General features: G+C 72.9%; 18 protein-coding genes and 1 pseudogene. 17 read left to right on the top strand and 2 right to left on the bottom strand.

What is annotated here, in order from left to right:
- The first annotated feature begins 22 nt into the window (after positions 1-22).
- Positions 23-1,254 (top strand): annotated as a pseudogene (gene ftsY, locus KCH_RS24565) (signal recognition particle-docking protein FtsY).
- Between the two features lie 84 nt (positions 1,255-1,338).
- On the opposite strand, the gene KCH_RS47315 reads toward ftsY, so the two are convergent.
- Positions 1,339-1,917 carry a bifunctional DNA primase/polymerase gene (locus KCH_RS47315; protein WP_208866070.1) on the bottom strand — a complete coding sequence of 193 codons (579 nt, stop codon included), beginning with the start codon at positions 1,915-1,917 and terminating at the stop codon, positions 1,339-1,341.
- A 529-nt stretch (positions 1,918-2,446) separates the two neighbouring features.
- On the opposite strand from KCH_RS47315, the gene nsdA reads away from it, so the two are divergent.
- From nsdA to ftsH, 7 genes are all read left to right on the top strand, one after another.
- Entirely contained in the window at positions 2,447-3,901 is a 1,455-nt protein-coding gene (nsdA, locus tag KCH_RS24575) for a transcriptional repressor NsdA (RefSeq protein WP_035866520.1), read from the top strand.
- 242 nt (positions 3,902-4,143) lie between these two features.
- Complete coding sequence (locus KCH_RS24580) at positions 4,144-5,475, top strand: ammonium transporter (protein WP_035866523.1); 1,332 nt, start codon at positions 4,144-4,146, stop codon at positions 5,473-5,475.
- Positions 5,472-5,810 (top strand): P-II family nitrogen regulator, encoded by a 339-nt coding sequence (locus tag KCH_RS24585; protein ID WP_035866525.1) that lies wholly within the window; start codon positions 5,472-5,474, stop codon positions 5,808-5,810. The genes KCH_RS24580 and KCH_RS24585 overlap by 4 nt, the downstream gene beginning before the upstream one ends.
- 143 nt (positions 5,811-5,953) lie before the next feature.
- The gene (locus KCH_RS24590) at positions 5,954-8,359 is read left to right on the top strand and encodes a [protein-PII] uridylyltransferase (RefSeq protein ID WP_035866529.1); all 2,406 of its coding nucleotides are present in this window, start codon (positions 5,954-5,956) and stop codon (positions 8,357-8,359) included.
- A gap of 103 nt (positions 8,360-8,462) precedes the next feature.
- Positions 8,463-10,016: a signal recognition particle protein gene (gene ffh / locus KCH_RS24595; RefSeq protein WP_035866532.1), complete on the top strand. Its 1,554-nt coding sequence runs from the start codon at positions 8,463-8,465 to the stop codon at positions 10,014-10,016.
- A gap of 197 nt (positions 10,017-10,213) precedes the next feature.
- Positions 10,214-10,738 carry a GNAT family N-acetyltransferase gene (locus tag KCH_RS24600; protein WP_244305415.1) on the top strand — a complete coding sequence of 175 codons (525 nt, stop codon included), beginning with the start codon at positions 10,214-10,216 and terminating at the stop codon, positions 10,736-10,738.
- Between the two features lie 56 nt (positions 10,739-10,794).
- Positions 10,795-12,699 carry an ATP-dependent zinc metalloprotease FtsH gene (gene ftsH, locus KCH_RS24605; protein WP_035866535.1) on the top strand — a complete coding sequence of 635 codons (1,905 nt, stop codon included), beginning with the start codon at positions 10,795-10,797 and terminating at the stop codon, positions 12,697-12,699.
- Here ftsH and KCH_RS46160 read toward each other — a convergent pair.
- Positions 12,686-13,495, bottom strand: a complete 810-nt coding sequence (locus KCH_RS46160; RefSeq protein WP_051653413.1) for a class I SAM-dependent methyltransferase — start codon at positions 13,493-13,495, stop codon at positions 12,686-12,688. The genes ftsH and KCH_RS46160 overlap by 14 nt on opposite strands.
- Positions 13,496-13,740: 245 nt before the next feature.
- Here KCH_RS46160 and proS point away from each other — a divergent pair, with 245 nt between their 5' ends.
- The 9 genes from proS (at position 13,741) to lepB (KCH_RS24655) (ending at position 21,520) form a co-directional block, all read left to right on the top strand.
- Positions 13,741-15,153 (top strand): proline--tRNA ligase, encoded by a 1,413-nt coding sequence (proS, locus tag KCH_RS24615; RefSeq protein ID WP_035866545.1) that lies wholly within the window; start codon positions 13,741-13,743, stop codon positions 15,151-15,153.
- 423 nt (positions 15,154-15,576) lie between these two features.
- Positions 15,577-16,155 (top strand): hypothetical protein, encoded by a 579-nt coding sequence (locus KCH_RS24620; RefSeq protein ID WP_035866559.1) that lies wholly within the window; start codon positions 15,577-15,579, stop codon positions 16,153-16,155.
- 353 nt (positions 16,156-16,508) lie between these two features.
- Positions 16,509-16,937 (top strand): 30S ribosomal protein S16, encoded by a 429-nt coding sequence (gene rpsP / locus KCH_RS24625; RefSeq protein ID WP_014138264.1) that lies wholly within the window; start codon positions 16,509-16,511, stop codon positions 16,935-16,937.
- A 2-nt stretch (positions 16,938-16,939) separates the two neighbouring features.
- Complete coding sequence (locus KCH_RS24630; protein ID WP_014138265.1) at positions 16,940-17,179, top strand: RNA-binding protein; 240 nt, start codon at positions 16,940-16,942, stop codon at positions 17,177-17,179.
- Between the two features lie 185 nt (positions 17,180-17,364).
- The gene (rimM, locus tag KCH_RS24635; protein WP_035866563.1) at positions 17,365-18,072 is read left to right on the top strand and encodes a ribosome maturation factor RimM; all 708 of its coding nucleotides are present in this window, start codon (positions 17,365-17,367) and stop codon (positions 18,070-18,072) included.
- Positions 18,073-18,077: 5 nt separating this feature from the next.
- Positions 18,078-18,896 (top strand): tRNA (guanosine(37)-N1)-methyltransferase TrmD, encoded by an 819-nt coding sequence (gene trmD, locus KCH_RS24640; RefSeq protein ID WP_035873546.1) that lies wholly within the window; start codon positions 18,078-18,080, stop codon positions 18,894-18,896.
- A gap of 156 nt (positions 18,897-19,052) precedes the next feature.
- Complete coding sequence (rplS, locus tag KCH_RS24645; RefSeq protein WP_030458810.1) at positions 19,053-19,403, top strand: 50S ribosomal protein L19; 351 nt, start codon at positions 19,053-19,055, stop codon at positions 19,401-19,403.
- Between the two features lie 65 nt (positions 19,404-19,468).
- Positions 19,469-20,365: a signal peptidase I gene (gene lepB, locus KCH_RS39985; protein WP_084223904.1), complete on the top strand. Its 897-nt coding sequence runs from the start codon at positions 19,469-19,471 to the stop codon at positions 20,363-20,365.
- A 372-nt stretch (positions 20,366-20,737) separates the two neighbouring features.
- Positions 20,738-21,520 (top strand): signal peptidase I, encoded by a 783-nt coding sequence (gene lepB, locus KCH_RS24655; protein ID WP_084223905.1) that lies wholly within the window; start codon positions 20,738-20,740, stop codon positions 21,518-21,520.
- Positions 21,521-21,676 lie beyond the last annotated feature (156 nt).

Below are 21,676 nucleotides of genomic sequence, written 5' to 3' on the forward strand. Positions count from 1 at the left end.
GCTAAGTGATACTGGACGGGTTATGGAATACGTGATCCTTGCCGTTGTCATCGCGGTGGTCGCCATCGGCGCGATCACCGGACTCGTCGTTTCCGGCAGACGACGCAAAGAGCTGGACAGGCCGAGCCAGACCCCGACGATCACCGCCCCGCCGAAGGCGGACGGCGCGAGCGCGCCGGCCAAGCCGGCCGAGGGGCCGCCGAGCCCACCGCACCGCCGGCCACCGAGGCCCCCGCCGCGCCGGCGCCCGCCGCCGAGCAGCCGGCCGTCGAGCAGCCCGCCGAGGAGGTGCTGGTCGAGGAGGCGGAGACCGCCCCCGCGATCGAGGTCCCCGAGCCCACCGCCGGACGGCTGGTGCGGCTGCGCTCGCGGCTCTCCCGCTCGCAGTCCACGCTCGGCAAGGGCCTGCTCACCCTGCTCTCCCGCGACCGCCTCGACGAGGACACCTGGGAGGAGATCGAGGAGACCCTCCTCACCGCGGACGTCGGCGTCGGCGCCACCCAGGAGCTCGTCGACAACCTGCGCACCCGGGTCAAGGTGCTCGGCACCCGCACCCCCGACGAGCTGCGCGGCCTGCTCCGCGAGGAGCTGGTCAAGCTGATCGGCCCCGAGATGGACCGCACCGTCCACTCCGTCGAGGCCGACGGCGGCCCCGCCGTGGTGCTCGTGGTCGGCGTCAACGGCGTCGGCAAGACCACCACCACCGGCAAGCTCGCCCGCGTCCTGGTCGCCGACGGCCGCAAGGTCGTCCTCGGCGCCGCCGACACCTTCCGCGCCGCCGCCGCCGACCAGCTCCAGACCTGGGGCGAGCGCGTCGGCGCGCACACCGTCCGCGGCCCCGAGGGCGGCGACCCCGCGTCCGTCGCCTTCGACGCCGTCAAGCAGGGCATCGCCGACGGCGTCGACACCGTCCTGGTGGACACCGCCGGCCGGCTGCACACCAAGACCGGCCTGATGGACGAGCTCGGCAAGGTCAAGCGGGTCGTCGAGAAGCACGGCCCGGTCGACGAGGTGCTGCTCGTCCTCGACGCCACCACCGGCCAGAACGGCCTGGTCCAGGCCCGGGTCTTCGCCGAGGTCGTGGACATCACCGGCATCGTCCTCACCAAGCTGGACGGCACCGCCAAGGGCGGCATCGTGATCTCGGTGCAGCGCGAACTCGGCGTCCCGGTCAAGCTCATCGGGCTCGGCGAAGGCGCGGACGACCTCGCGCCGTTCGAGCCGGGGGCGTTCGTGGACGCGCTCCTGGGCTGATCCCGGAGGGCCCGCCGGCAAGGTCCGTTCCAGGAGGGCAGCGCTCTCCCGGGGCGGACCTTGCCGCATCTCCGGAGCGGGGGATCACCCCGCGAGCGAGGCCTCCCGGTCCCGGGTGCGGTGGCAGGCGTACGCGAGGGTGCCGAGCAGGAGGCGGGCCTCCGGCGGGCGGTTCTCGGCGGTGGGGCGGCGCAGCCACCGCATCGGGCCGAGGGCGCCGAGGGCGACCGGCGGGGCGGCCAGGTAGGAGCCGAGGCCGTGGCAGGCCAGGTCGAGGGAGGCGTCGTCCCAGCCCATGCGGTACAGCAGGTCGGGCAGGCGCTCGGCGGTGCGGGGGGCGACGAAGAACAGCAGCCGGCCGGCGGGGGAGGCGAGCACGGGGCCGACCTGGGTGCCCATCCGCTCCAGCCGGACCAGGGCCTGCAGGCCCGGCTGGGCCGGGACGTCCAGGACGTCGAACTGGTGGCCGGTGGGGAGCAGCAGCGGCGCGTCCGCCGGACAGCGCTCGGCGAGCTCGGCGGCACCGGTGCCGGGGGAGAGGAGCGGGCCGACCCGGTGGTGCAGGTTGGGCGCGGCGCAGAGCGGGACGGCGCACTCGCAGCGGTCCGCGCCGGGCGCGGCCGGGCCGGGGGCGGGCTGCCGGCGGCGAGCGTCCAGCCCCAGCGCCCCGAGTACTCGGTGGCGGCCTGGAGCGCGGTGGGCCGGGTGCGGCGGCGGGCGCCGAGGGGCGCGAGTCGCAGAGTGCCGAACAGCTTGTCCATGCCTCCCCCAACAGGTTCCGGTAGCCGGTGGTTACGGGACGGTGACGGTGCGTCGCTCGGCGGGCGTGTGGTGCGTGGTGCGCCGGAGGCGCGCGTGAACCGGCGCACACCGATTCCGGTGGCACGGACGAGCAGGAACCTTGCACCCGCGCTTCGGATGCCGGATCGTCGTTGCCGCACCTGTGCCTCCGCCGGTCTCTCGGGCATGTGCCGGGGTCATGCCGAGCTGACACACAGTGAAGCGCGGCTCTGCGCCCGGTAGTTCACCCGTGGGGGTGGCGAAAGGTGGCGTTTCTCCAACGTTGCTCCCCCGGATGGCCGAGGAGCACTACGTTCTGGATACGGAATGCAGCGGACCGGTCACGCGGTCGGCGAAATGACGAGTCAAGGCGAACGGGAGCCCCGAGCCGGGGCGGGATGGGGACGGTCCCATGGGTGAGAAGCAGCCGAACGAGAAGCTGGGCTCCTGGTTCGCGCGCAGTGGCTGGTCGAAGGGAGAGCTGGCGCGCCAGGTGAACCGGAGAGCACGGCAGATCGGCGCGCACCACGTCTCCACCGACACCTCACGGGTCCGCCGATGGCTCGACGGCGAGCAGCCGCGCGAGCCCATTCCGAAGATCATGTCGGAGCTGTTCTCGGAGCGCTTCGGCTCGGTGGTGTCGATCGAGGACCTCGGCCTGCGCGCCGCCGTCCCGGTCACCACCGTCGGCGGCGGCGTCGACCTGCCGTGGAGCCCGCAGCAGACAGTGCAGGCGATCAGCGAGTACTCGCGCAGCGACCTGATGCTCAACCGCCGCGGCTTCCTGGGCACTTCGCTGGCGCTGACCGCCGGTGCGGCGCTCATCGAGCCGATGCAGCGCTGGCTGACCCCCGGCCCGAACGGCGAGCCCACCCCGATCCTGGCCGCCGCCAACGGCGGCGAGCAGTTCACCGGGCGACTGTCCGAGCCGGAGATGCAGCTGCTGGAGCAGACCACCGAGATGTTCCGGAAGTGGGACGCCCAGAACGGCGGCGGCCTGCGCCGCAAGGCCGTGGTGGGCCAGCTCCACGAGGTCACCGACCTGCTGCAGGAGACCTACCCCGAGGCCACTACCAAGCGGCTGTTCCGGCTCACCGCCGGCCTCGCCCACCTGGCCGGCTTCATGTCCTACGACGTCGGCATGCACCCCAGCGCGCAGAAGTACTACGTGCTCGCGCTGCACGCCGCCAAGGAGGCCGGGGACCGGCCGTTCGGCGCGCACGTGCTGACCGACATGTGCCGGCAGATGATCCACCTCAACCGCGGCGAGGACGCGCTGGAGCTGATCCACCTCGCGCAGTACGGCAGCCGGGACACCGCCTCCGCCCGCCAGCAGTCGCTGCTGTACGCGATGGAGGCGCGGGCGTACGCCACCATCGGCGAGGTGAACCGCTGCGCCCGCGCGGTCCGGCTCTCCGAGGACACCTTCACCGACATCAACTCCGGTGAGGAGACGCCGAACTGGCTGAAGTTCTTCTCGGCGGCCGAGCTGGCCGCGGAGAACGGGCACTCCTTCCGCGACCTGGCGTACACCTCGGACCGGGGCGCCGCGATGGCCGCCTCCGCCGAGCCGATGATCACCAAGGCGGTCGACCTGTTCCGGAAGGACCCGGACCACGTCCGCACCTACGCGTTCAACCTGGTCGGCATGGCCTCGGTGCGGCTGCTGCAGCGCGAGCCGGAGGAGGCGGCGACCTACTGCGAGGAGGCGGTGGACATCGCCCGCAAGGTCCGCTCGGAGCGGCTGAACACCCGGGTCCGGAAGACCTCGGAGGCGGCCACCCGGGACTTCCGCGGGGTCGCCGGGGTGGACCGGCTCGCCGAGCGCGTGGTGCAGGACATCCCGGAGTTCGTCCAGGTGGTCTGACGCCCCGTCGGCTCCCCGGCGGCGCCTCGCCGGCACTCCCTCGGCGCCCCGCCCCGGCTCCCCCCGGTACACGCTGGTTCACGCGCCCGTAACGGGCGCGTCGACCACGTCACTGCGGTGAAACACCCGACCGCATCGGCGGAAACCCGCCTTCGGCACTCTCCTCCCATCGCCGACATGCCGGGACGGGCACGGGACGGGAGTCCCGGCATGGAGCGGCTTCCACCTCGGAGGAGACGCCGATGCCGGACGGCTTCAGCGCGGGCGACACCGCCTTCGTGTTCATCAGTGCGGCCCTGGTCATGGTGATGACCCCGGGCCTGGCCTTCTTCTACGGAGGCATGGTCAGGGTCAAGAGCACCCTCAACATGCTCGCGATGAGCTTCATCTCGCTGGCGATCGTCAGCGTGCTCTGGGTGCTCTACGGGTACTCGCTCGCCTTCGGGCCGGACGCCGGCGCCGGCCTGATCGGCAACCTCGACTTCCTCGGCATGCGCGGCATCGACCTGAACGCGCTCACCGGCTCCATCCCGGTCACCGCGTTCGCCGCGTTCCAGCTGATGTTCGCGATCATCACCCCGGCGCTGATCAGCGGCGCCATCGCCGACCGGGCCAGGTTCGCGTCCTGGAGCCTGTTCGTGGCGCTCTGGGCGTCCGTCGTCTACTTCCCGGTCGCGCACTGGGTGTTCTTCTTCGACGGCGGCCAGGGCGGCTGGCTCGGCGACCGCAACGGCGTGATCGACTTCGCCGGCGGCACCGCCGTGCACATCAACGCCGGCGCGGCCGGGCTGGCCCTCGCCCTGGTGCTCGGCAGACGGGTCGGCTTCCGCAAGGACCCGATGCGCCCGCACAGCCTGCCGCTGGTGATGCTCGGCTCCGGCCTGCTCTGGTTCGGCTGGTTCGGCTTCAACGCGGGCTCGGCGCTGGCCGCCAACGGCGTCGCCGGCATGGCCTTCGTCAACACCCAGGTCGCCACCGCCGCCGCGATGCTCGGCTGGCTGGCGTACGAGCGGCTGCGGCACGGCGCGTTCACCACCCTCGGCGCGGCCTCCGGCGCGGTGGCCGGACTGGTCGCGATCACCCCGGCCTGCGGCTCGGTGTCGCCGCTCGGCGCGATCGCCGTCGGCCTGATCGCCGGCGTGGCGTGCGCCGCCGCGATCGGCCTGAAGTACCGCCTCGGGCTGGACGACTCGCTGGACGTGGTGGGCGTCCACCTGGTCGGCGGCGTGATCGGCTCGCTGCTGGTCGGCCTGTTCGCCACCGGCCACGTCGGCCAGAGCGCGGCCGGCCTGTTCTACGGCGGCGGCTTCGGACAGCTCGGCCGACAGGTGCTCGGCGTGGCCGCCGTGCTGGCGTACTCGTTCGTGCTCTCCTGGCTGCTGGGCACGGCGATCCAGAAGACGATCGGGTTCCGGGTCGCCGAGGACGTCGAGGTGTCCGGCATCGACCAGGCCGAACACGCCGAGTCCGCCTACGACTTCAGCGCCCTCGGGGCCGGCCTGGCCCGCACCGCCCCCGCCCCGGCCGCCGTTGCCGCCGCCACCGCCGAGAAGACCGAGGTCGACGCCCGATGAAGCTCATCACCGCCGTCATCAAGCCGCACCGCCTGGACGAGGTCAAGGACGCCCTGCAGGCGTTCGGGGTGCACGGACTGACCGTCACCGAGGCCAGCGGGTACGGCCGGCAGCGCGGCCACACCGAGGTCTACCGGGGCGCCGAGTACACCGTCGACCTGGTGCCCAAGCTGCGGGTCGAGATACTCGTCGAGGACGAGGACGCCGAGCAGCTGATCGAGGTGGTGGTCAAGGCCGCCCGCACCGGGAAGATCGGCGACGGCAAGGTCTGGTCCGTCCCGGTGGAGACCGCGGTGCGCGTCCGCACCGGCGAACGCGGCCCCGACGCGCTCTGACCCGGGCCCGGCGGCCCCACCCGCCGGGCCCGCCGACCCCCACCTTCCGAGCCCCCTCTGACCCCCCGCCCGACCCCCGGCGGACCTGCCCGCGCGGCAGGTCCGCCTCCGGCGTACCGGCACCGCACGCCCCGGGAGCAGACATGACCACCGACGAAGGCCACCTCGCCGAACGGGCCCGCCTGCTGGCCGACCCCGCCCGCACCGGCCGCGAACGGCGCACCGCCCTCGCCCGGCTCACCGACGACTGGCTGACCGGCCTCTACCGGACGGCCGGCGCACCCGCCGGCACCGCCCTGGTCGCCGTCGGCGGCTACGGCCGCGGCGAACTCTCCCCGCGCAGCGACCTGGACGTGCTGCTGCTGCACGACGGCCCGCTCGCCCCCGAACTCGCCGAACGGATCTGGTACCCCGTCTGGGACAGCGGCATCGCCCTCGACCACGCCGTCCGCACCCCCGCCGAGGCCCGGAAGGTCGCCGCCGAGGACCTCAAGGCCGGACTCGGCCTGCTCGACGCCCGCCACCTGGCCGGCGACCCCGGGCTGACCGCCGAGCTGCGCTCGCAGGCACTCGCCGACTGGCGCTCCGCCGCCCCCGCCCGGCTGCCCGAACTGCACGCCCTCGGCCGGGCCCGGGCCGAACGCCACGGCGAACTGTCCTTCCTGCTGGAACCCGACCTCAAGGAGGCCCGCGGCGGCCTGCGCGACCTGGTCGCGCTCGACGCGATCGCCGCCAGCTGGCTCGCCGACGCCCCCCGCGACGGCCTGGACGCCGCCGCCCGCACCCTCGCCGACGTCCGCGACGCCCTGCACCTGACCACCGGCCGGGCCACCGAACGGCTCGCCCTGCAGGACCAGGACCAGGTCGCCGAACAGCTCGGCCTGCTCGACGCCGACATCCTGCTCCGGCAGGTCTACCGGGCCGCCCGCACCGTCGCCTACGCCTCCGACGTCACCTGGCGCGCCGTCGACCGGGTGCTCGCCGCGCGCGCCCGGCGCGGGCGGCGGCCGGCACGGCTCGGCCTGCCGTTCCACGGCGCCCGCCGCGCCGCGCCGCCCGCCGAACGACGGCCGCTGGCCGAGGGCGTGGTCGAACAGGACGGCGAGGCGGTGCTCGCGCAGGCCGCCCGGCCCGCCACCGACCCGGTGCTGCCGCTGCGCGCCGCCGCCGCGGCCGCCCAGGCCGGGCTGACCGTCTCGTACGCGACGGTGCGCCGGCTGGCCGCCGAGACCGCCGCGCTGCCGGTGCCCTGGCCCGACGAGGCCCGCGACCGGCTGGTCACCCTGCTCGGCGCGGGCGAGGCCTGCCTGCCGGTGTGGGAGGCGCTGGACGCCGAAGGGCTGATCACCCGGCTGCTGCCGGACTGGGAGCGGGTCCGCTGCCGCCCGCAGCGCAACGCCGTGCACCGCTGGACCGTCGACCGGCACCTGATCGAGACCGCGGTCCGGGCCGCCGCGCTGACCCGCCGCACCTCCCGCCCCGACCTGCTGCTGGTCGCCGCCCTGCTGCACGACCTCGGCAAGGGCTGGCCCGGCGACCACTCCGAGGCCGGCGAGGTGATCGTCCGCGACCTGGCCGTCCGGATGGGCTTCGACAAGCACGACACCGACACCCTCGCCCTGCTGGTCCGCCACCACCTGACGCTGGTCGACACCGCCACCCGGCGCGACCCCGACGACCCCGCCACCGCCGACCTGATCGCCAAGACCGTCGGCAACCGCACCCACCTGGAACTGCTGCACGCCCTCACCGAGGCCGACGCCACCGCCACCGGCCCCGCCGCCTGGTCGAGTTGGCGGGCCTCGCTGGTCGACCAGCTGGTCGCCCGCACCGCCGCCCGGCTGGCCGGCGTACCCCGGCCGCCCGCCGACGAGCCGACCGCCGACCAGGAACGGCTCGCCGTCGAGGCGGCCCGCACCGGCGGCCCCGCGCTGGCGCTGCGCGCCCACGCCGAGCCCGCCGACGGCACCGGTGCGGAACCCGTCGGCGTCGAACTCACCCTCGCCGTCCCCGACCGGCCCGGCCTGCTCGGCACCGTGGCCGGCGTCCTCGCCGTGCACCGCCTCACCGTCCGCAAGGCCGGTCTGCGCGAGCTCGACCCGGCCGGTGCCGGCCCCGTCCTGCTGCTCACCTGGACGGTGGCCGCCGAGTACGGCGACGTCCCCGAGGCGGCCCGGCTGCGCGCCGACCTGCGCCGCGCCCTGGACGGCTCGCTCGACGTCGCCCGCAAGCTCGCCGAACGCGACGCCGCCGCGCCGCGCCGGCCCGGCATCCGCACCCCGCCGCCGGTGGTCGCGGTCGCCCCCGGCGCGGCGTCCCGCTCCGCGACCGTGCTGGAGGTCCGCGCCCACGACGCTCCCGGGCTGCTGCACCGGATCGGCCGGGCGCTGGACGGCGCCGGCGTCCGGGTCCGCACCGCGCACGTCTCCACCCTGGGCGCGGAGGCGGTGGACGCGTTCTACCTCACCTCGGAGGACGGCCGGCCGCTGGAACCGGACCGCGCGGAGCGGGTGGCGCAGGCCGTCCGGGAGGCGCTGGAAGGCCGCTGAACGGCCGTTCCCGCAGGGGCGCGGTCCGTCCGCCGGACGGGCGGCTACCCTTGGGGACGACGACCGTACCCGTACTCGATGCCGCAAGGGACCCGCGACCGACGTGTTCGACACTCTCTCCGACCGCCTCGCAGCGACGTTCAAGAACCTCCGGGGCAAGGGCCGCCTCAGTGAGGCGGACATCGACGCCACCGCACGCGAGATCCGGATCGCCCTGCTGGAGGCGGATGTCGCGCTCCCCGTGGTCCGGGCCTTCATCAAGCAGGTCAAGGACCGGGCCCTGGGCTCGGAGGTCTCCGGTGCGCTGAACCCGGCCCAGCAGATCATCAAGATCGTCAACGAGGAGCTGATCGGCATCCTCGGTGGCGAGACCCGCCGCCTGAAGTACGCCAAGACCGGCCCGACCGTGATCATGCTGGCCGGCCTCCAGGGCGCCGGCAAGACCACCCTGGCCGGAAAGCTCGGCCACTGGCTGAAGCAGCAGAAGCACACCCCGCTGCTGGTCGCCTGCGACCTCCAGCGCCCCAACGCCGTCACCCAGCTCGGCGTGGTGGCCGAGCGCGCCGGCGTCGCCTTCTACGGCCCGCAGCCCGGCAACGGCGTCGGCGACCCGGTGCAGGTCGCCCGCGACTCCATCGAGTACGCGAAGCAGAAGCAGTACGACGTCGTGATCGTCGACACCGCCGGCCGCCTCGGCATCGACGCCGAACTGATGCAGCAGGCCGCGGACATCCGCGCCGCGGTCGACCCGGACGAGGTCCTGTTCGTCGTCGACGCCATGGTCGGCCAGGACGCGGTCACCACCGCGCAGGCCTTCCTCGAAGGCGTCGACTTCACCGGCGTGGTGCTCTCCAAGCTCGACGGCGACGCCCGCGGCGGCGCCGCGCTCTCCGTCGCGCACGTGACCGGCCGTCAGATCATGTTCGCCTCCAACGGCGAGAAGGTCGACGACTTCGACGCCTTCCACCCCGACCGGATGGCCTCGCGCATCCTCGGCATGGGCGACGTCCTCTCGCTGATCGAGAAGGCCGAGCAGACCTTCTCGCAGGCCGAGGCCGAGAAGATGGCCGCCAAGCTGCAGGGCGGCGGCAAGGAGTTCACGCTCGACGACTTCCTGTCGCAGCTGGAGCAGGTCCAGAAGATGGGCTCGATCTCCAAGCTGCTCGGCATGCTCCCCGGCATGGGCCAGATCCGGGACCAGATCAACAACATCGACGACAAGGACGTCAACCGCGTCGGCGCGATCATCAAGTCGATGACCCCCGCCGAGCGGACCGACCCCAAGCTGATCAACGGCTCGCGCCGGCTGCGCATCGCCAAGGGCGCCGGCGTCCAGGTCGGCGAGGTCTCCAGCCTGGTCGAGCGGTTCTTCGACGCCCGCAAGATGATGTCCGCGATGGCCTCCGGCAAGGGGATCCCCGGCATGCCCGGCATCCCCGGCATGGGTGGCGGCGGCAAGCGCTCCGGCAAGAAGGCGCCGGTCGCCAAGGGCAAGCGCAAGAGCGGCAACCCGCTCAAGCGGGCGCAGGAGGAGGCGGCGGCCGCCGAGCGCAAGGCGCTCGGCGCGGGGCAGGGCGACGGCAACGCGTTCGGCCTCCCGGCGGGCAAGGGGCCGGCGGACTTCGAGCTGCCCAAGGAGTTCAAGGACCTGCTGTAGCAGCACACCGGCTGCACAGACCGGGGCGCGGGGAGCTGCGCGCGGCGACAGGCACCCGACCGGAAGATCGCGATGCAGGACGATGACCTGCATTTGATCGCGACCTTGCGGACGTGACCTGCGCTCGTCGCGCGCAGCTCCCCGCGCCCCTGTTCGTGCGGTCCCGGTCCGCAATCCCTTGCGCGATGATGACTGGCATGCGCGTAACGATCCGAGCCCCCCGCCCCGATGACGTCGTTCCCTACTCCGAGGCGGTGCGGCGGTCCGCCGAGCACATCGGGCGGTGGAACCCGGTGGAGCCGGACGGGCTGCCGGACCTGTTGAGCCGTCAGGGGGTAGGCCTGCGGACGTTCCTGATCCAGGATCGGGAGACGGGCGGCCTGGTCGGCAAGTGCAACGTGGCGAACATCGTGATGGCCCGGTTCTGCAACGGCGTGCTGGGCTACGACTCGTACGTGCCGTTCGTCGGGACGGGCCGGATGACGGAGGGCATGCGGCTGGTGGTCGAGCGGTGCTTCGCGCCGGCCGAGCAGGGCGGGCTGGGGCTGCACCGGCTGGAGATCAACGTGCAGCCGGACAACGAGCGTTCGGTGGCGATGGCGCGCCGGCTGGGGTTCCGGCACGAGGGGTTCACGCCGCGGATGCTGTTCCTGCAGGGCGCGTGGCGCGATCACGAGCGGTTCGCGCTGACGGCGGAGGAGTGGCCGACGCCCGTGCGGTGAGGCCGTCGCGGCGTTGCGCACCGACCGGCGGACGGAATGTCCGTATTGTCCGACAGGTGAGCAATCCCGTGCCGCCGCGCCAGACCCCCGACCAGCCCTGGCGGTCCGAGGGGGCGCCGCCCCCTCCACCGCCGAAGAAGAAGATGCCGGGCGGCTGGACGGGCCTGATCCTCACCGCCCTGGTGGTGTTCCTGCTGTCGGACCTGCTGCTGAGCTTCTTCGGCAACGGCGAGTCCACCACGATCTCGTACACCGAGTTCAACAAGCAGCTGGGCAGCGGCAACGTCACCAAGATCTACTCCAAGGGCGACTCCATCGAGGGCACCCTGAAGAACAAGCAGCCCAAGCCGGACGGCGGCAAGGGCGACTACACCGAATTCACCACCCAGCGCCCGGCGTTCGCCAACGACGACCTCTGGGGGACCCTCCAGTCGCACAACGTCGAGGTGACCGCCCGCCCGGTGGTGCAGCAGCGCAGCTTCCTGGCCAACCTGCTGATCTCGCTCGCCCCGATGCTGCTGCTGATCGGCGTCTGGGTGTTCCTGGCCCGCCGGATGGCCGGCGGGCTGGGCGGCGGGGCGCTCGGCCGGAAGGCCCCGCCCAAGCCGGTGGACACCACCCAGGGCAGGCGCACCACGTTCAAGGACGTGGCGGGCATCGACGAGGTGCAGGCCGAACTCAGCGAGGTCGTCGACTTCCTGAAGAACCCGCAGGCCTACCGCCGGCTCGGCGCGAAGATGCCGCGCGGCGTCCTGCTGTCCGGCCCGCCCGGCACCGGCAAGACGCTGCTGGCCCGCGCCGTCGCGGGGGAGGCGAACGTCCCGTTCTTCTCCGCGTCGGCGTCCGAGTTCATCGAGATGATCGTCGGCGTCGGCGCCAGCCGGGTCCGCGACCTGTTCGCCGAGGCCCGCAAGGTCGCCCCCGCGATCGTCTTCATCGACGAGATCGACACCATCGGCCGGCAGCGCGGCGGCGGTGGCGGCATGGGCGGCCACGACGAGCGGGAGCAGACGCTCAACCAGATCCTCACCGAGATGGACGGGTTCACCGGCTCCGAGGGCGTGATCGTGATCGCCGCCACCAACCGCGCCGAGGTCCTCGACCCCGCCCTGCTCCGGCCGGGCCGCTTCGACCGGCGGATCACCGTCAGCCCGCCCGACCGGGCCGGCCGCGAACAGATCCTGCGGATCCACGCCCGCGAGGTCCCGCTGGCCAAGGGCACCGACCTGGACGCCGTCGCCCGCACCACCCCCGGCATGACCGGCGCCGACCTGGCCAACCTGGTCAACGAGGCCGCGCTGCTGGCGGTCAAGAACCAGCAGGACGCGGTCGACCAGGAGAACCTGTCCGAGGCCCTGGAGAAGGTCCAACTCGGCGCCGTGCGACCACTGGTGATGCCCCAGCAGGAACGCGAACGCACCGCCTACCACGAGTCCGGGCACGCCCTGCTCGGCATGCTCCAGCCCGGCGCCGACCCCGTCCGCAAGGTCACCATCGTGCCGCGCGGCCGCGCCCTCGGCGTCACCCTCTCCACCCCCGACACCGACCGCTACTCCTACACCGAGCCCTACCTGCGCGGCCGGATCATCGGCGCGCTCGGCGGCATGGCCGCCGAGCAGGTGGTGTACGGCGTGGTCACCACCGGCGCCGAGAGCGACCTCGAACAACTCACCACCATCGCCCGCTCGATGGCCGGCCGCTGGGGCATGAGCGACCGGGTCGGCCGGGTCACCGCCATCCCCAACGACAGCCAGTCCCCGTACGGCCTGGCCGCCGCCCCCACCACCCTGGACGCCGTCGACGAGGAGGCCCGCCGGATCGTCGCCGAATGCTGGCAGGAGGCCGTCGCCCTGCTGCACCGGCACCGCGACCGCCTCGACTCCCTCGCCGCCGCCCTGCTGGAGGCCGAGACCCTCGACGAGGAAGCCGCCTACGCCGCCGCCGGGCTCAGCCGCAGCTAGCGCCCTCCGGCCGGACGCCCGCGGCCCAGCGGAACTCGTCCACCATCCGCACCGAGCCGTCCGGTTGCAGGAACGGGTGCAGCGCCTCCTCCAACTCCTTGGCCACCAGCGCCGCCCCCGCCCGCTGCTCCGCCCCGTCGAACAGGCCGGTCGCCAGCAGACCGCGGACCGCCGAGTCCAGGCCCGGGTACGCGAACGGACAGGCCACCCGGCCGGACGCCGACGGGCGCAGACCCGCGGCGGACAGCAGCGACTCCAGCCCGCCCGGCGCGGGTGCGTCCCCGACGTCCGCCGGAGCGTGCCGGTGCGCCACCTCCAGCACCGCGGTGCTCCCGCAGCGCTCCGCCGGACCCCGGTCCGCGACCACCAGCAGTCCGCCGGGGAGCGTACGCTGCGCCGACCAGGCGACCAGCGCGGGCGTCGGCGACTGCTCGAAAACCGTCACCAGGGAGTGCGCCGCCCGGGGGACGGGGTGCGCCGAACGGGTGATGCTCCCGCCGGGCGCCACCTGCAGCCCGCGGGCCGCCGCCAGCTCCCGCAGCTCCTCGTCCCACTCCACCCCCGCGACCTGCGCGCCGCGCCCCTCGGCTAGCAGCAGCGACAGGCCGGACCGGCAGCCCACCCCGAGCAGGCTGGTCGCCGCGCCGACCTCCAGCCGCCGGTAGACGTCCAGGTAGAGGGGGACGAGCATGCGCTCCTGGATCTCCGCCCAGTCCCGCGCCCGACCCCGCCGCTCCGCCGGACCGGCCGCTCCGACCCGGTCCACGGTGCTGCCGGTCACCTGCGCTGAAGCCATCGCGGCCTCCCAATCGGTCCACGTCGGTCCTCGGAATCGGCTGCGTCTGCCGCAGCCCGGCACCCCCCGGCCCCTCTCAGCGAACAGCGGGTCGCCGCCGTCGTCCAGAGGGGTGCAAGCAGGTGTCCGCGCGCCGCAGGTGTGCGCCCCGGGGTGTGCGCGGGCGCACCGCCGCCCGGGCCGCGGCCCCGCGCGGACGGAAACGGATTCACAGTCCGGTCGCCGCTCCCCGTACCATTCGGCCCATGGCTAAGGCACCCGTTCTCACCCCCCAGGCGGAAGACTTCCCCCGCTGGTACCAGGACCTCATCAACAAGGCAGAGCTGGCCGACAACGGTCCGGTGCGGGGCACCATGGTCATCCGACCGTACGGCTACGGCCTGTGGGAGCGGATGCAGCAGGAGATGGACGCCCGGATCAAGAAGGCCGGCGCCCAGAACGCGTACTTCCCGATGTTCATCCCGCAGTCGTACCTGACCAAGGAAGCCGAGCACGTGGAGGGCTTCGCCCCCGAGCTCGCGGTGGTCACCCACGGCGGCGGCAAGGAGCTGGAGGAGCCGGTCGTCGTCCGGCCCACCTCCGAGACGATCATCAACGAGTACTTCTCCAAGTGGGTGCAGAGTCACCGCGACCTGCCGCTGCTGATCAACCAGTGGGCCAACGTGGTCCGCTGGGAGCTCCGCCCGCGCGTCTTCCTGCGCACCACCGAGTTCCTCTGGCAGGAGGGCCACACCGCCCACGCCACCTACGAGGACGCCCGCGCGTACGCCTCGCGGATCCACACGGACGTCTACGGCGACTTCATGACCAACGTCCTCGGCATCGACGTGGTGCTCGGCCGCAAGACCGCCCGGGAGCGCTTCGCGGGCGCCATCAACACCCTCACGCTCGAAGGCATGATGGGCGACGGCAAGGCGCTGCAGATGGGCACCAGCCACGAGCTGGGCCAGAACTTCGCCAAGGCCTTCAACACCACGTACCAGCTGCAGGGCGCCGAGCGCGAGTTCGTCTGGCAGACCTCCTGGGGCGTCTCGACCCGCATGGTCGGCGGCCTGATCATGTCCCACGGCGACGACAACGGCCTGCGGGTCCCGCCGCGGCTGGCCGCCGTCCAAGTCGTCGTCCTGGCCATCAAGGGCGAGGACGCGGTGCTGGCCAAGGTCCGCGAGATCGGCGCCCAGCTGGAGGCCGCCGGCGTCCGCGTGGTCGTCGACGACCGCACCGACACCCCGTTCGGCCGCCGCGCCGTCGACTGGGAGCTCAAGGGCGTTCCGCTGCGCATCGAGGTCGGCCCGCGCGACCTGGAGGCCGGCACCGCGATGCTGGTCCGCCGGATCGCCGGCGGCAAGGAGCCGGTCCAGGCCGACTCCCTGGCCGCGGTCGTCCCCGGCATCCTGGAGGAGGACCAGGCGCAGCTGCTGCGCGAGTCCCGCGAGCGCCGCGAGGCCCGCACCGTCGACGTGAAGACCATCGACGAGGCCGTCGAGGCCGCCGCCACCGGCTGGGGCCGGATCTCCTGGGCCGACCTCGGCCCGGAGGGCGAGGCGAAGTTGGCCGAGCAGGGTGTGTCGGTCCGCTGCCTGGTCGCTGCCGACGGCACCGTGCCGGCCGCCGACGACCAGGACGGCAACGTCGCCCTGGTGGCCCGCGCGTACTGATCCGCAATCGCCGCGAACGTCCCCGGGCCCCGGCCCGGGGACGTTCGCGCGAGGCCACTGCCGCGGTGAGCTGTGGAAGCCCGGGTTGGGCCGGAGAATTCCCGAACCCCGGTTCGTGTGCTGGCAGTTGAGACTACTCACCAGTCAACTCCCGGGAGTACCTGACAAGCGGTACGGTATACGGCCCGTGGCCCTGTCAATTTTCGGACAGGTCGCGGGCCGTCCGCCGTGGGGATGTTGGGCTCCGCGACGGGTGCCGAGAGCCCGGCGAGCCCGCCGGGCCCAAACGTGCAGGGGGTTGGTCTTGCGTCAGTTCGGAACCGCGCAATTCGCGTGCGGAAGTGCATTCCTGAGAGTCCGCTGGGAATTCCCGGAGCACGGGGTCCGGCGGAACATCGGCTCTCTCCCCATCGTTGGTACAGCGTGAGCACGACACAGCCCCTCGTCCTTGCGGCCGAACTGGCCGCCGCCTGGAGCGACATCCAGGCCCACCACCGGGACCTGCCCGACCTGGCGTCTCCCGAGGCGCTGATCGGCGAGTCCTCGTCGGCCTGCGGCACCCAGCTCAACTTCGAGCGCCTGCTGCACGAGGCCGCGCACGGCCTGGCCGCCGCCCGGGAGATCCGCGACACCTCGCGGGCCGGTCGCTACCACAACCGCCGCTTCCTGCTGCTCGCCTCCGAGCTGGGCCTCGCCCACCCGGTCGAGCCGCACGCCAGCAGCGGCTTCTCCCAGGTGACGATGGGGCACGAGACCCGCGAACGCTACGCCGAGACCATCGAGCGTCTCGACCGCGCGCTCGGGGCGCACCAGCTCGCCGTCGCCGGCGAGGGCAACCACCGCGCCTTCCGCGGACCTGCCGCCCGGCACGGTTCCTCGGGCGGCGGCGTCCGGGTCAAGGCGGTGTGCGGCTGCGGTCGCAACGTCCGCGTCGTCCCGTCCGTGCTGGCGCAGGCCTCGATCGTCTGCGGCGCCTGCCAGCAGCCGTTCAAGATCGCTTGATCCGGGCCGCGGGCGGGGTGCCCGCGGACCGGCCGCGAGTCGGCCGGCCCCCTTGTCCGGGGGACGGTCGACGCCACACCTCCGGGCCCGATTGCCGGAGTCGAACGCCCTTCGGGAGTACTGCTGTCGCCCGGGCCGAGCGGCCCGACGACGCCCAAGAGGTCCTGCCGAGCCGTGCGGGGGCGCGGTCCGGGGGACCTCGGCCATGTGGCAGAATGGACAGCTGAGTACTCGGCAGCCAGGCAGGACCCTCTCTCCTAACGGCTGGCGTGTCCCTTGAACGGCACCTCGCGCCGCAGCCCCACGCGGCGGAGCGCTGCTCACCCACGTCAAAACCAGGAGAATCCACACCCGTGGCTGTCAAGATCAAGCTGAAGCGTCTGGGCAAGATCCGCTCCCCGCACTACCGCATCGTCGTCGCCGACTCGCGCACCAAGCGTGACGGCCGCGCGATCGAGGAGATCGGCATCTACCAGCCGACCTACAACCCCTCGAAGATCGAGGTCGACGGCGAGCGCGCCCAGTACTGGCTGTCCGTCGGCGCCCAGCCGACCGAGCCGGTGCTCGCCATCCTCAAGCTGACCGGCGACTGGCAGAAGTTCAAGGGCCTGCCGGCTCCGGAGCCGCTGAAGGTCGCCGAGCCCAAGGTCGAGGACTTCTCGCACCTGTTCGCCAAGGCCGTCGCCGGCTTCGAGGACGCCACCACCGGTGTCGCCATCACCCCGAAGGCCAAGAAGTCGGACAAGGCTGACGAGGCCGAGGCCGCTTCCACCGAGGCCTGAGCATGATCGAGGAAGCCCTCGACCACCTGGTGAAGGGCATCGTCGAGCACCCCGACGAGGTGCAGGTCCGCTCGCGCAACCTGCGCCGCGGTCACACCATCGAGGTGCGGGTGCACCCCGACGACCTCGGCAAGGTGATCGGCCGGGGCGGCCGCACGGCTCGCGCACTGCGCACCGTGGTCGGCGCCCTCGGCGGTCGCAACGTCCGGGTCGACCTGGTCGACGTGGACAGCCTTCGCTGACTCCTCGATCGACCGGCAACGTCGACCGACAGGTCGACCACCGGGTTTCTGGACCGGCCGGGACGCATCCGTCCCGGCCGGTCCTTCCCGTTTTCCGGGTTCCCCCGCCTTCCCGGGGGCTCCCGCCCCACCACCTCGTTCGCCCCAACCGGGCTCATCTCGCGCATCTCAGGAGAACGATCACCGTGCAGCTCGTCGTCGGGAAGATCGGCCGTGCCCACGGCATCCGCGGGGACGTCAGTGTCGAGGTCCGCACCGACGAGCCCGAGCTGCGGCTCGGGCCCGGCGCGGTCCTGCTCACCGACCCGGCCGGCATCGGACCGCTGACCGTCGAGTCCGGCAAGGTGCACAGCGGGCGACTGCTGCTGCGCTTCGCCGGCGTCAAGGACCGCACCGCCGCGGAGGCGCTGCGCGGCACCTTCCTGATCGCCGAGGTCGACCCGGAGGAGACCCCCGACGACCCCGACGAGTACTACGACCACCAGCTGATCGGCCTGGACGTCGTCCTCACCGACGGCACCCTGATCGGCGAGCTCACCGGGGTCGTCCACCTGCCCTACCAGGACCTGCTCACCGTCCAGCGGCCCGACGGCACCGAGGTCCTCATCCCCTTCGTCGAGCAGATCGTCCCCGTCATCGACCTGGACGAGCAGCGCGCCGTCATCACCCCGCCGCCCGGCCTGATCGACCCGGCGGACGCGGTCGTCGCGTCGACGCGGGAGGCTTCGGCGGCGGGCGAGGCGAGCGAGGGTGCTGCGGGCGCTTCGGCGGGCGAGGGCGCGGAGGGCGCTGCGGCTGAGGCGGGCGAGGGCGCGGAGGGCGCTGCGGCTGAGGACTCGGGCGGTTCCGGTGGCGCGGCCGGCTCCGAGGACTCGACGGGGGGTGCGGCGTGAGCGACATGCGGATCGACGTCGTCACGATCTTCCCCGAGTACCTGGAACCGCTGAACGTCTCGCTGGTCGGCAAGGCGCGGGCCCGCGGCCAGCTCGACGTGCACCTGCACGACCTGCGCTCGTGGACCACCGACATCCACCGGACCGTGGACGACACCCCCTACGGCGGTGGCCCCGGCATGGTGATGAAGCCCGAACCGTGGGGCGCGGCGCTGGACGCCGTCCTCGCGGCCGGACCCGAGGGCGAGGTGCCGACCCTGGTCGTCCCCACCCCCAGCGGACGGTCGTTCACCCAGGAACTCGCCCAGGACCTGGCCTCCCGCAGCTGGCTGGCCTTCGCGCCCGCCCGCTACGAGGGCATCGACCGGCGGGTCATCGAGGAGGCCGCGACCCGGATGCCCGTGGTCGAAGCCTCCATCGGCGACTACGTGCTGGCCGGCGGCGAGGTCGCCGTGCTGGTGATGGTCGAGGCGATCGCCCGCCTGCTGCCGGGCGTGCTCGGCAACGCCGAGTCGCACCGGGACGATTCCTTCGCCCCCGGCGCCATGGCCGACCTGCTGGAGGGCCCGGTGTACACCAAGCCCGCCGAGTGGCGCGGCCGGGAAGTGCCGGAGATCCTGCTCAGCGGCCACCACGGGAAGATCGCCCAGTGGCGGCGGGAGCAGGCGTTCGCCCGCACCCTCGCCAACCGGCCCGACCTGGTGGCCCGTTGGCAGCGCGAGGCGTTCACCAAGAAGGAGCGCGAAGCGCTCAGCGTCCTGGGCCTGGCCTGGGACGAAGCCGCCGGCCGATTTCGGTCTGCGGTGGAGCCTGTGGAAGAATAGGCGATTGCTGTCTGTCGCCCGGCTCCCCTCGTGGGGGGCCAGTGGACCGGTGCCCCCGCCACGGGGGGTTCACCGCCAGCCGAAGCGGCCCGCAGCACCACCCAGTTGAGACTAATTTCCGTGGGCGGCCCGTGGCGCCTGCGATGGAGAGCAACGATGAGCAACAAGCTCGCTGCTGTCGACGCGGCCTCGCTGCGTACCGACATCCCCGCCTTCCGCCCCGGCGACACCCTGAAGGTGCACGTCCGAGTCATCGAAGGCAACCGCTCGCGCGTCCAGGTCTTCCAGGGCGTCGTCATCCGTCGTCACGGCGCCGGCATCGGTGAGACCTTCACCGTCCGCAAGGTCAGCTTCAACGTCGGTGTCGAGCGCACCTTCCCGGTGCACACCCCGGTCGTCGAGAAGATCGAGGTCGTGACCCGCGGTGCGGTCCGCCGCGCCAAGCTGTACTACCTGCGTGACCTCCGCGGCAAGGCCGCGAAGATCAAGGAGAAGCGCGACGCGTGATCGCGCAGGCTCGACGGGGGTCGGCCCACCGACCGGTTTAGACCGGGAGGATAAGCTCACCCCCGATGAGCACGCACGAGCCACCGACGGACCGCGACGGCAGTCCCGAACCCACGGGTACGGATACACCGGCGCGGTCCGTCGTCGTTTCCCGGGACACGGCTGACGGCGGAAGCCGGGACGGGGTCGGAGACGGGGACGCAGGCGGTAGCGAAGGTGCTGCCGAGGCCGAGGCCGAGGCCGACGCCGACGGTGATGCTGAGCCGGGTGCTGACGCTGATGCCGAGGGCAGTGGTGGGCGGCGGTGGTCGCGGGACCTGCTGTGGATCGCCGCGGTGTGCGTGGCCGCGCTGCTGCTGGTGAACGCCTTCGTGGCCCGGCCCTTCGCGGTGCCCTCCGGTTCCATGGAGGGGACGTTGCAGCCGGGGGACCGCGTCCTGGTCAACCAGCTCGCCTACGCCTTCGACGGGCAGCCGCAGCGGGGCGACGTGGTGGTCTTCGACGGCATCGGCTCCTTCCTGCCGTACCAGGCTGAACCGTCCGGAGTGAAGCGGCTGTTGACCAGCGCCGGACTGGCCCCGGCCGGCGACACCGTCTATGTGAAGCGGGTGATCGGCGTCGGCGGCGACCGCATCACCTGCTGCGGCTCCGACGGCCGCCTGCGGATCAACGGGGTGCCACTGGACGAGAGCGCGTACCTGCTCCCCGGTGACGCACCGTCGGCTGTACCGTTCGACGTCGTGGTTCCTTCCGGCAAGTTGTGGGTGATGGGCGACCACCGCAGTGCGTCCCGCGACTCCCGGGACCACCTCGGCGAGCCCGGCGGCGGCACCGTGCCCGTGGCCCGGGTGATCGGCCGCGTCGACTGGCTGCTGTTCCCCCTCGGCCGGACGACCTCGCTCGACCGGCCGGCGGCTTTCGCCGCGATTGAGGGGACTGGTGGCCATGGGGAGCAGAGGTAGACCCCGAGGCGCCGCCGACGGCACAGCCGACTCCGGGCAGCGGGCGCACGAGCCGCACGGCGAGCTGCCGGAATCTGTGTACGTGCCTGCCGGAACCACCGCCGCGGCTGTCGGCGACGGTGCCGGAGAGGCCGGCAACCCCACTGGGGCCGAAGGGACTTGGGCCGGCGGTGCCAATTCGGTCGACCGACTTGGCGGGCTCGGCGAGCTCGCCGGGGTTGATGGGCACGACGGGGTCGACGGGATGGACGGGGTCGATGGGGTCGATGGGGTGACCGAGGGCGCCGGGGACGGCGCCGGGGGCGGCCCGTCCGGGGGCGTGCCGAGCGGCGGCGCACCGCCAAGCGTGCCGCACGCCGGGGTCGGCGCTCCGTGTTGCGCGAGCTGCCGGTGATCGTGCTGGTGGCGTTGGTCATCGCGGTGGTGCTGAAGACCTTCCTGGTCCAGGTGTTCGTGATTCCCTCCGGTTCGATGGAACCGACCCTGCAGGTCGGCGACCGCGTCCTGGTCGACAAGCTCACCCCGTGGTTCGGCTCGGAGCCGGAGCGCGGCGAGGTGGTGGTGTTCAAGGACCCGGGCGGCTGGCTGGAGAGCGACCACAAGCCGTCCACGGACGGGACCGTGGTGCGGCACATCAAGTCGGTGTTCTCCGCGGTGGGCGTCCTTCCTTCCGAAGACGAACGGGACTTGATCAAGCGGGTGATCGGTGTCGCCGGAGACACCGTGGAGTGCTGCGACGCCCAGGGCCGGCTGAGCGTGAACGGCACCCCGCTGGACGAGCCGTACATCGCGCCCGGCAACGTGCCCTCGCGGATCACCTTCAAGGTGACGGTCCCTCAGGGGCGGCTGTGGGTGATGGGCGATCACCGCGACCTGTCCGCGGACTCCCGCTACCACATGGGCAATCCGGGCACCGGGACGGTGCCGGTGGCCAACGTGGTCGGTCGCGCCTTCGTGGTCGCGTGGCCGCTCTCCCACTTCGGTCAACTGAGTGTTCCCGATTCACTCTCCTCGTTGCCGGTGCGGGTGGCAGGATCATCGGCCGTCGGGCCGGTTCCTGCGGAACCCCCGCTCGTTATGGGTGTGTTGGGCGTCCTTCCGGTCGTCGTCCGGCGGTGGAGATCGCACCGGCGGGCCGGGTCGGTGGCCGACTGACATACCGGTCGGCGCGTGGAAACACCGGCTTGCCGACCGGGAGTGATAGAGAAGTGCTGAAGTGCTCGGTTCCGGCCTGGTGTCGGGCGTGCCCGGGTAGGGCAAGCCAGAGGCGGGTTTTCGATCGATCGCAGAGTGTGGTGCCCGCTGTGCGGC

Origin of the sequence: Kitasatospora cheerisanensis KCTC 2395 (assembly GCF_000696185.1) — a bacterium.
Lineage (GTDB): Bacteria > Actinomycetota > Actinomycetes > Streptomycetales > Streptomycetaceae > Kitasatospora > Kitasatospora cheerisanensis.

Excerpts from the sequence above, each read along its gene's own strand:
- nsdA (WP_035866520.1), top strand. The coding sequence starts at position 2,447 with ATGGGTGAGAAGCAGCCGAACGAGAAGCTGGGCTCCTGGTTCGCGCGC.
- KCH_RS24580 (WP_035866523.1), top strand. The coding sequence starts at position 4,144 with ATGCCGGACGGCTTCAGCGCGGGCGACACCGCCTTCGTGTTCATCAGT.
- KCH_RS24585 (WP_035866525.1), top strand. The coding sequence starts at position 5,472 with ATGAAGCTCATCACCGCCGTCATCAAGCCGCACCGCCTGGACGAGGTC.
- KCH_RS24590 (WP_035866529.1), top strand. The coding sequence starts at position 5,954 with ATGACCACCGACGAAGGCCACCTCGCCGAACGGGCCCGCCTGCTGGCC.
- KCH_RS24600 (WP_244305415.1), top strand. The coding sequence starts at position 10,214 with ATGCGCGTAACGATCCGAGCCCCCCGCCCCGATGACGTCGTTCCCTAC.
- KCH_RS46160 (WP_051653413.1), bottom strand. The coding sequence starts at position 13,495 with ATGGCTTCAGCGCAGGTGACCGGCAGCACCGTGGACCGGGTCGGAGCG.
- proS (WP_035866545.1), top strand. The coding sequence starts at position 13,741 with ATGGCTAAGGCACCCGTTCTCACCCCCCAGGCGGAAGACTTCCCCCGC.
- KCH_RS24630 (WP_014138265.1), top strand. The coding sequence starts at position 16,940 with ATGATCGAGGAAGCCCTCGACCACCTGGTGAAGGGCATCGTCGAGCAC.
- trmD (WP_035873546.1), top strand. The coding sequence starts at position 18,078 with ATGCGGATCGACGTCGTCACGATCTTCCCCGAGTACCTGGAACCGCTG.
- rplS (WP_030458810.1), top strand. The coding sequence starts at position 19,053 with ATGAGCAACAAGCTCGCTGCTGTCGACGCGGCCTCGCTGCGTACCGAC.
- lepB (WP_084223904.1), top strand. The coding sequence starts at position 19,469 with ATGAGCACGCACGAGCCACCGACGGACCGCGACGGCAGTCCCGAACCC.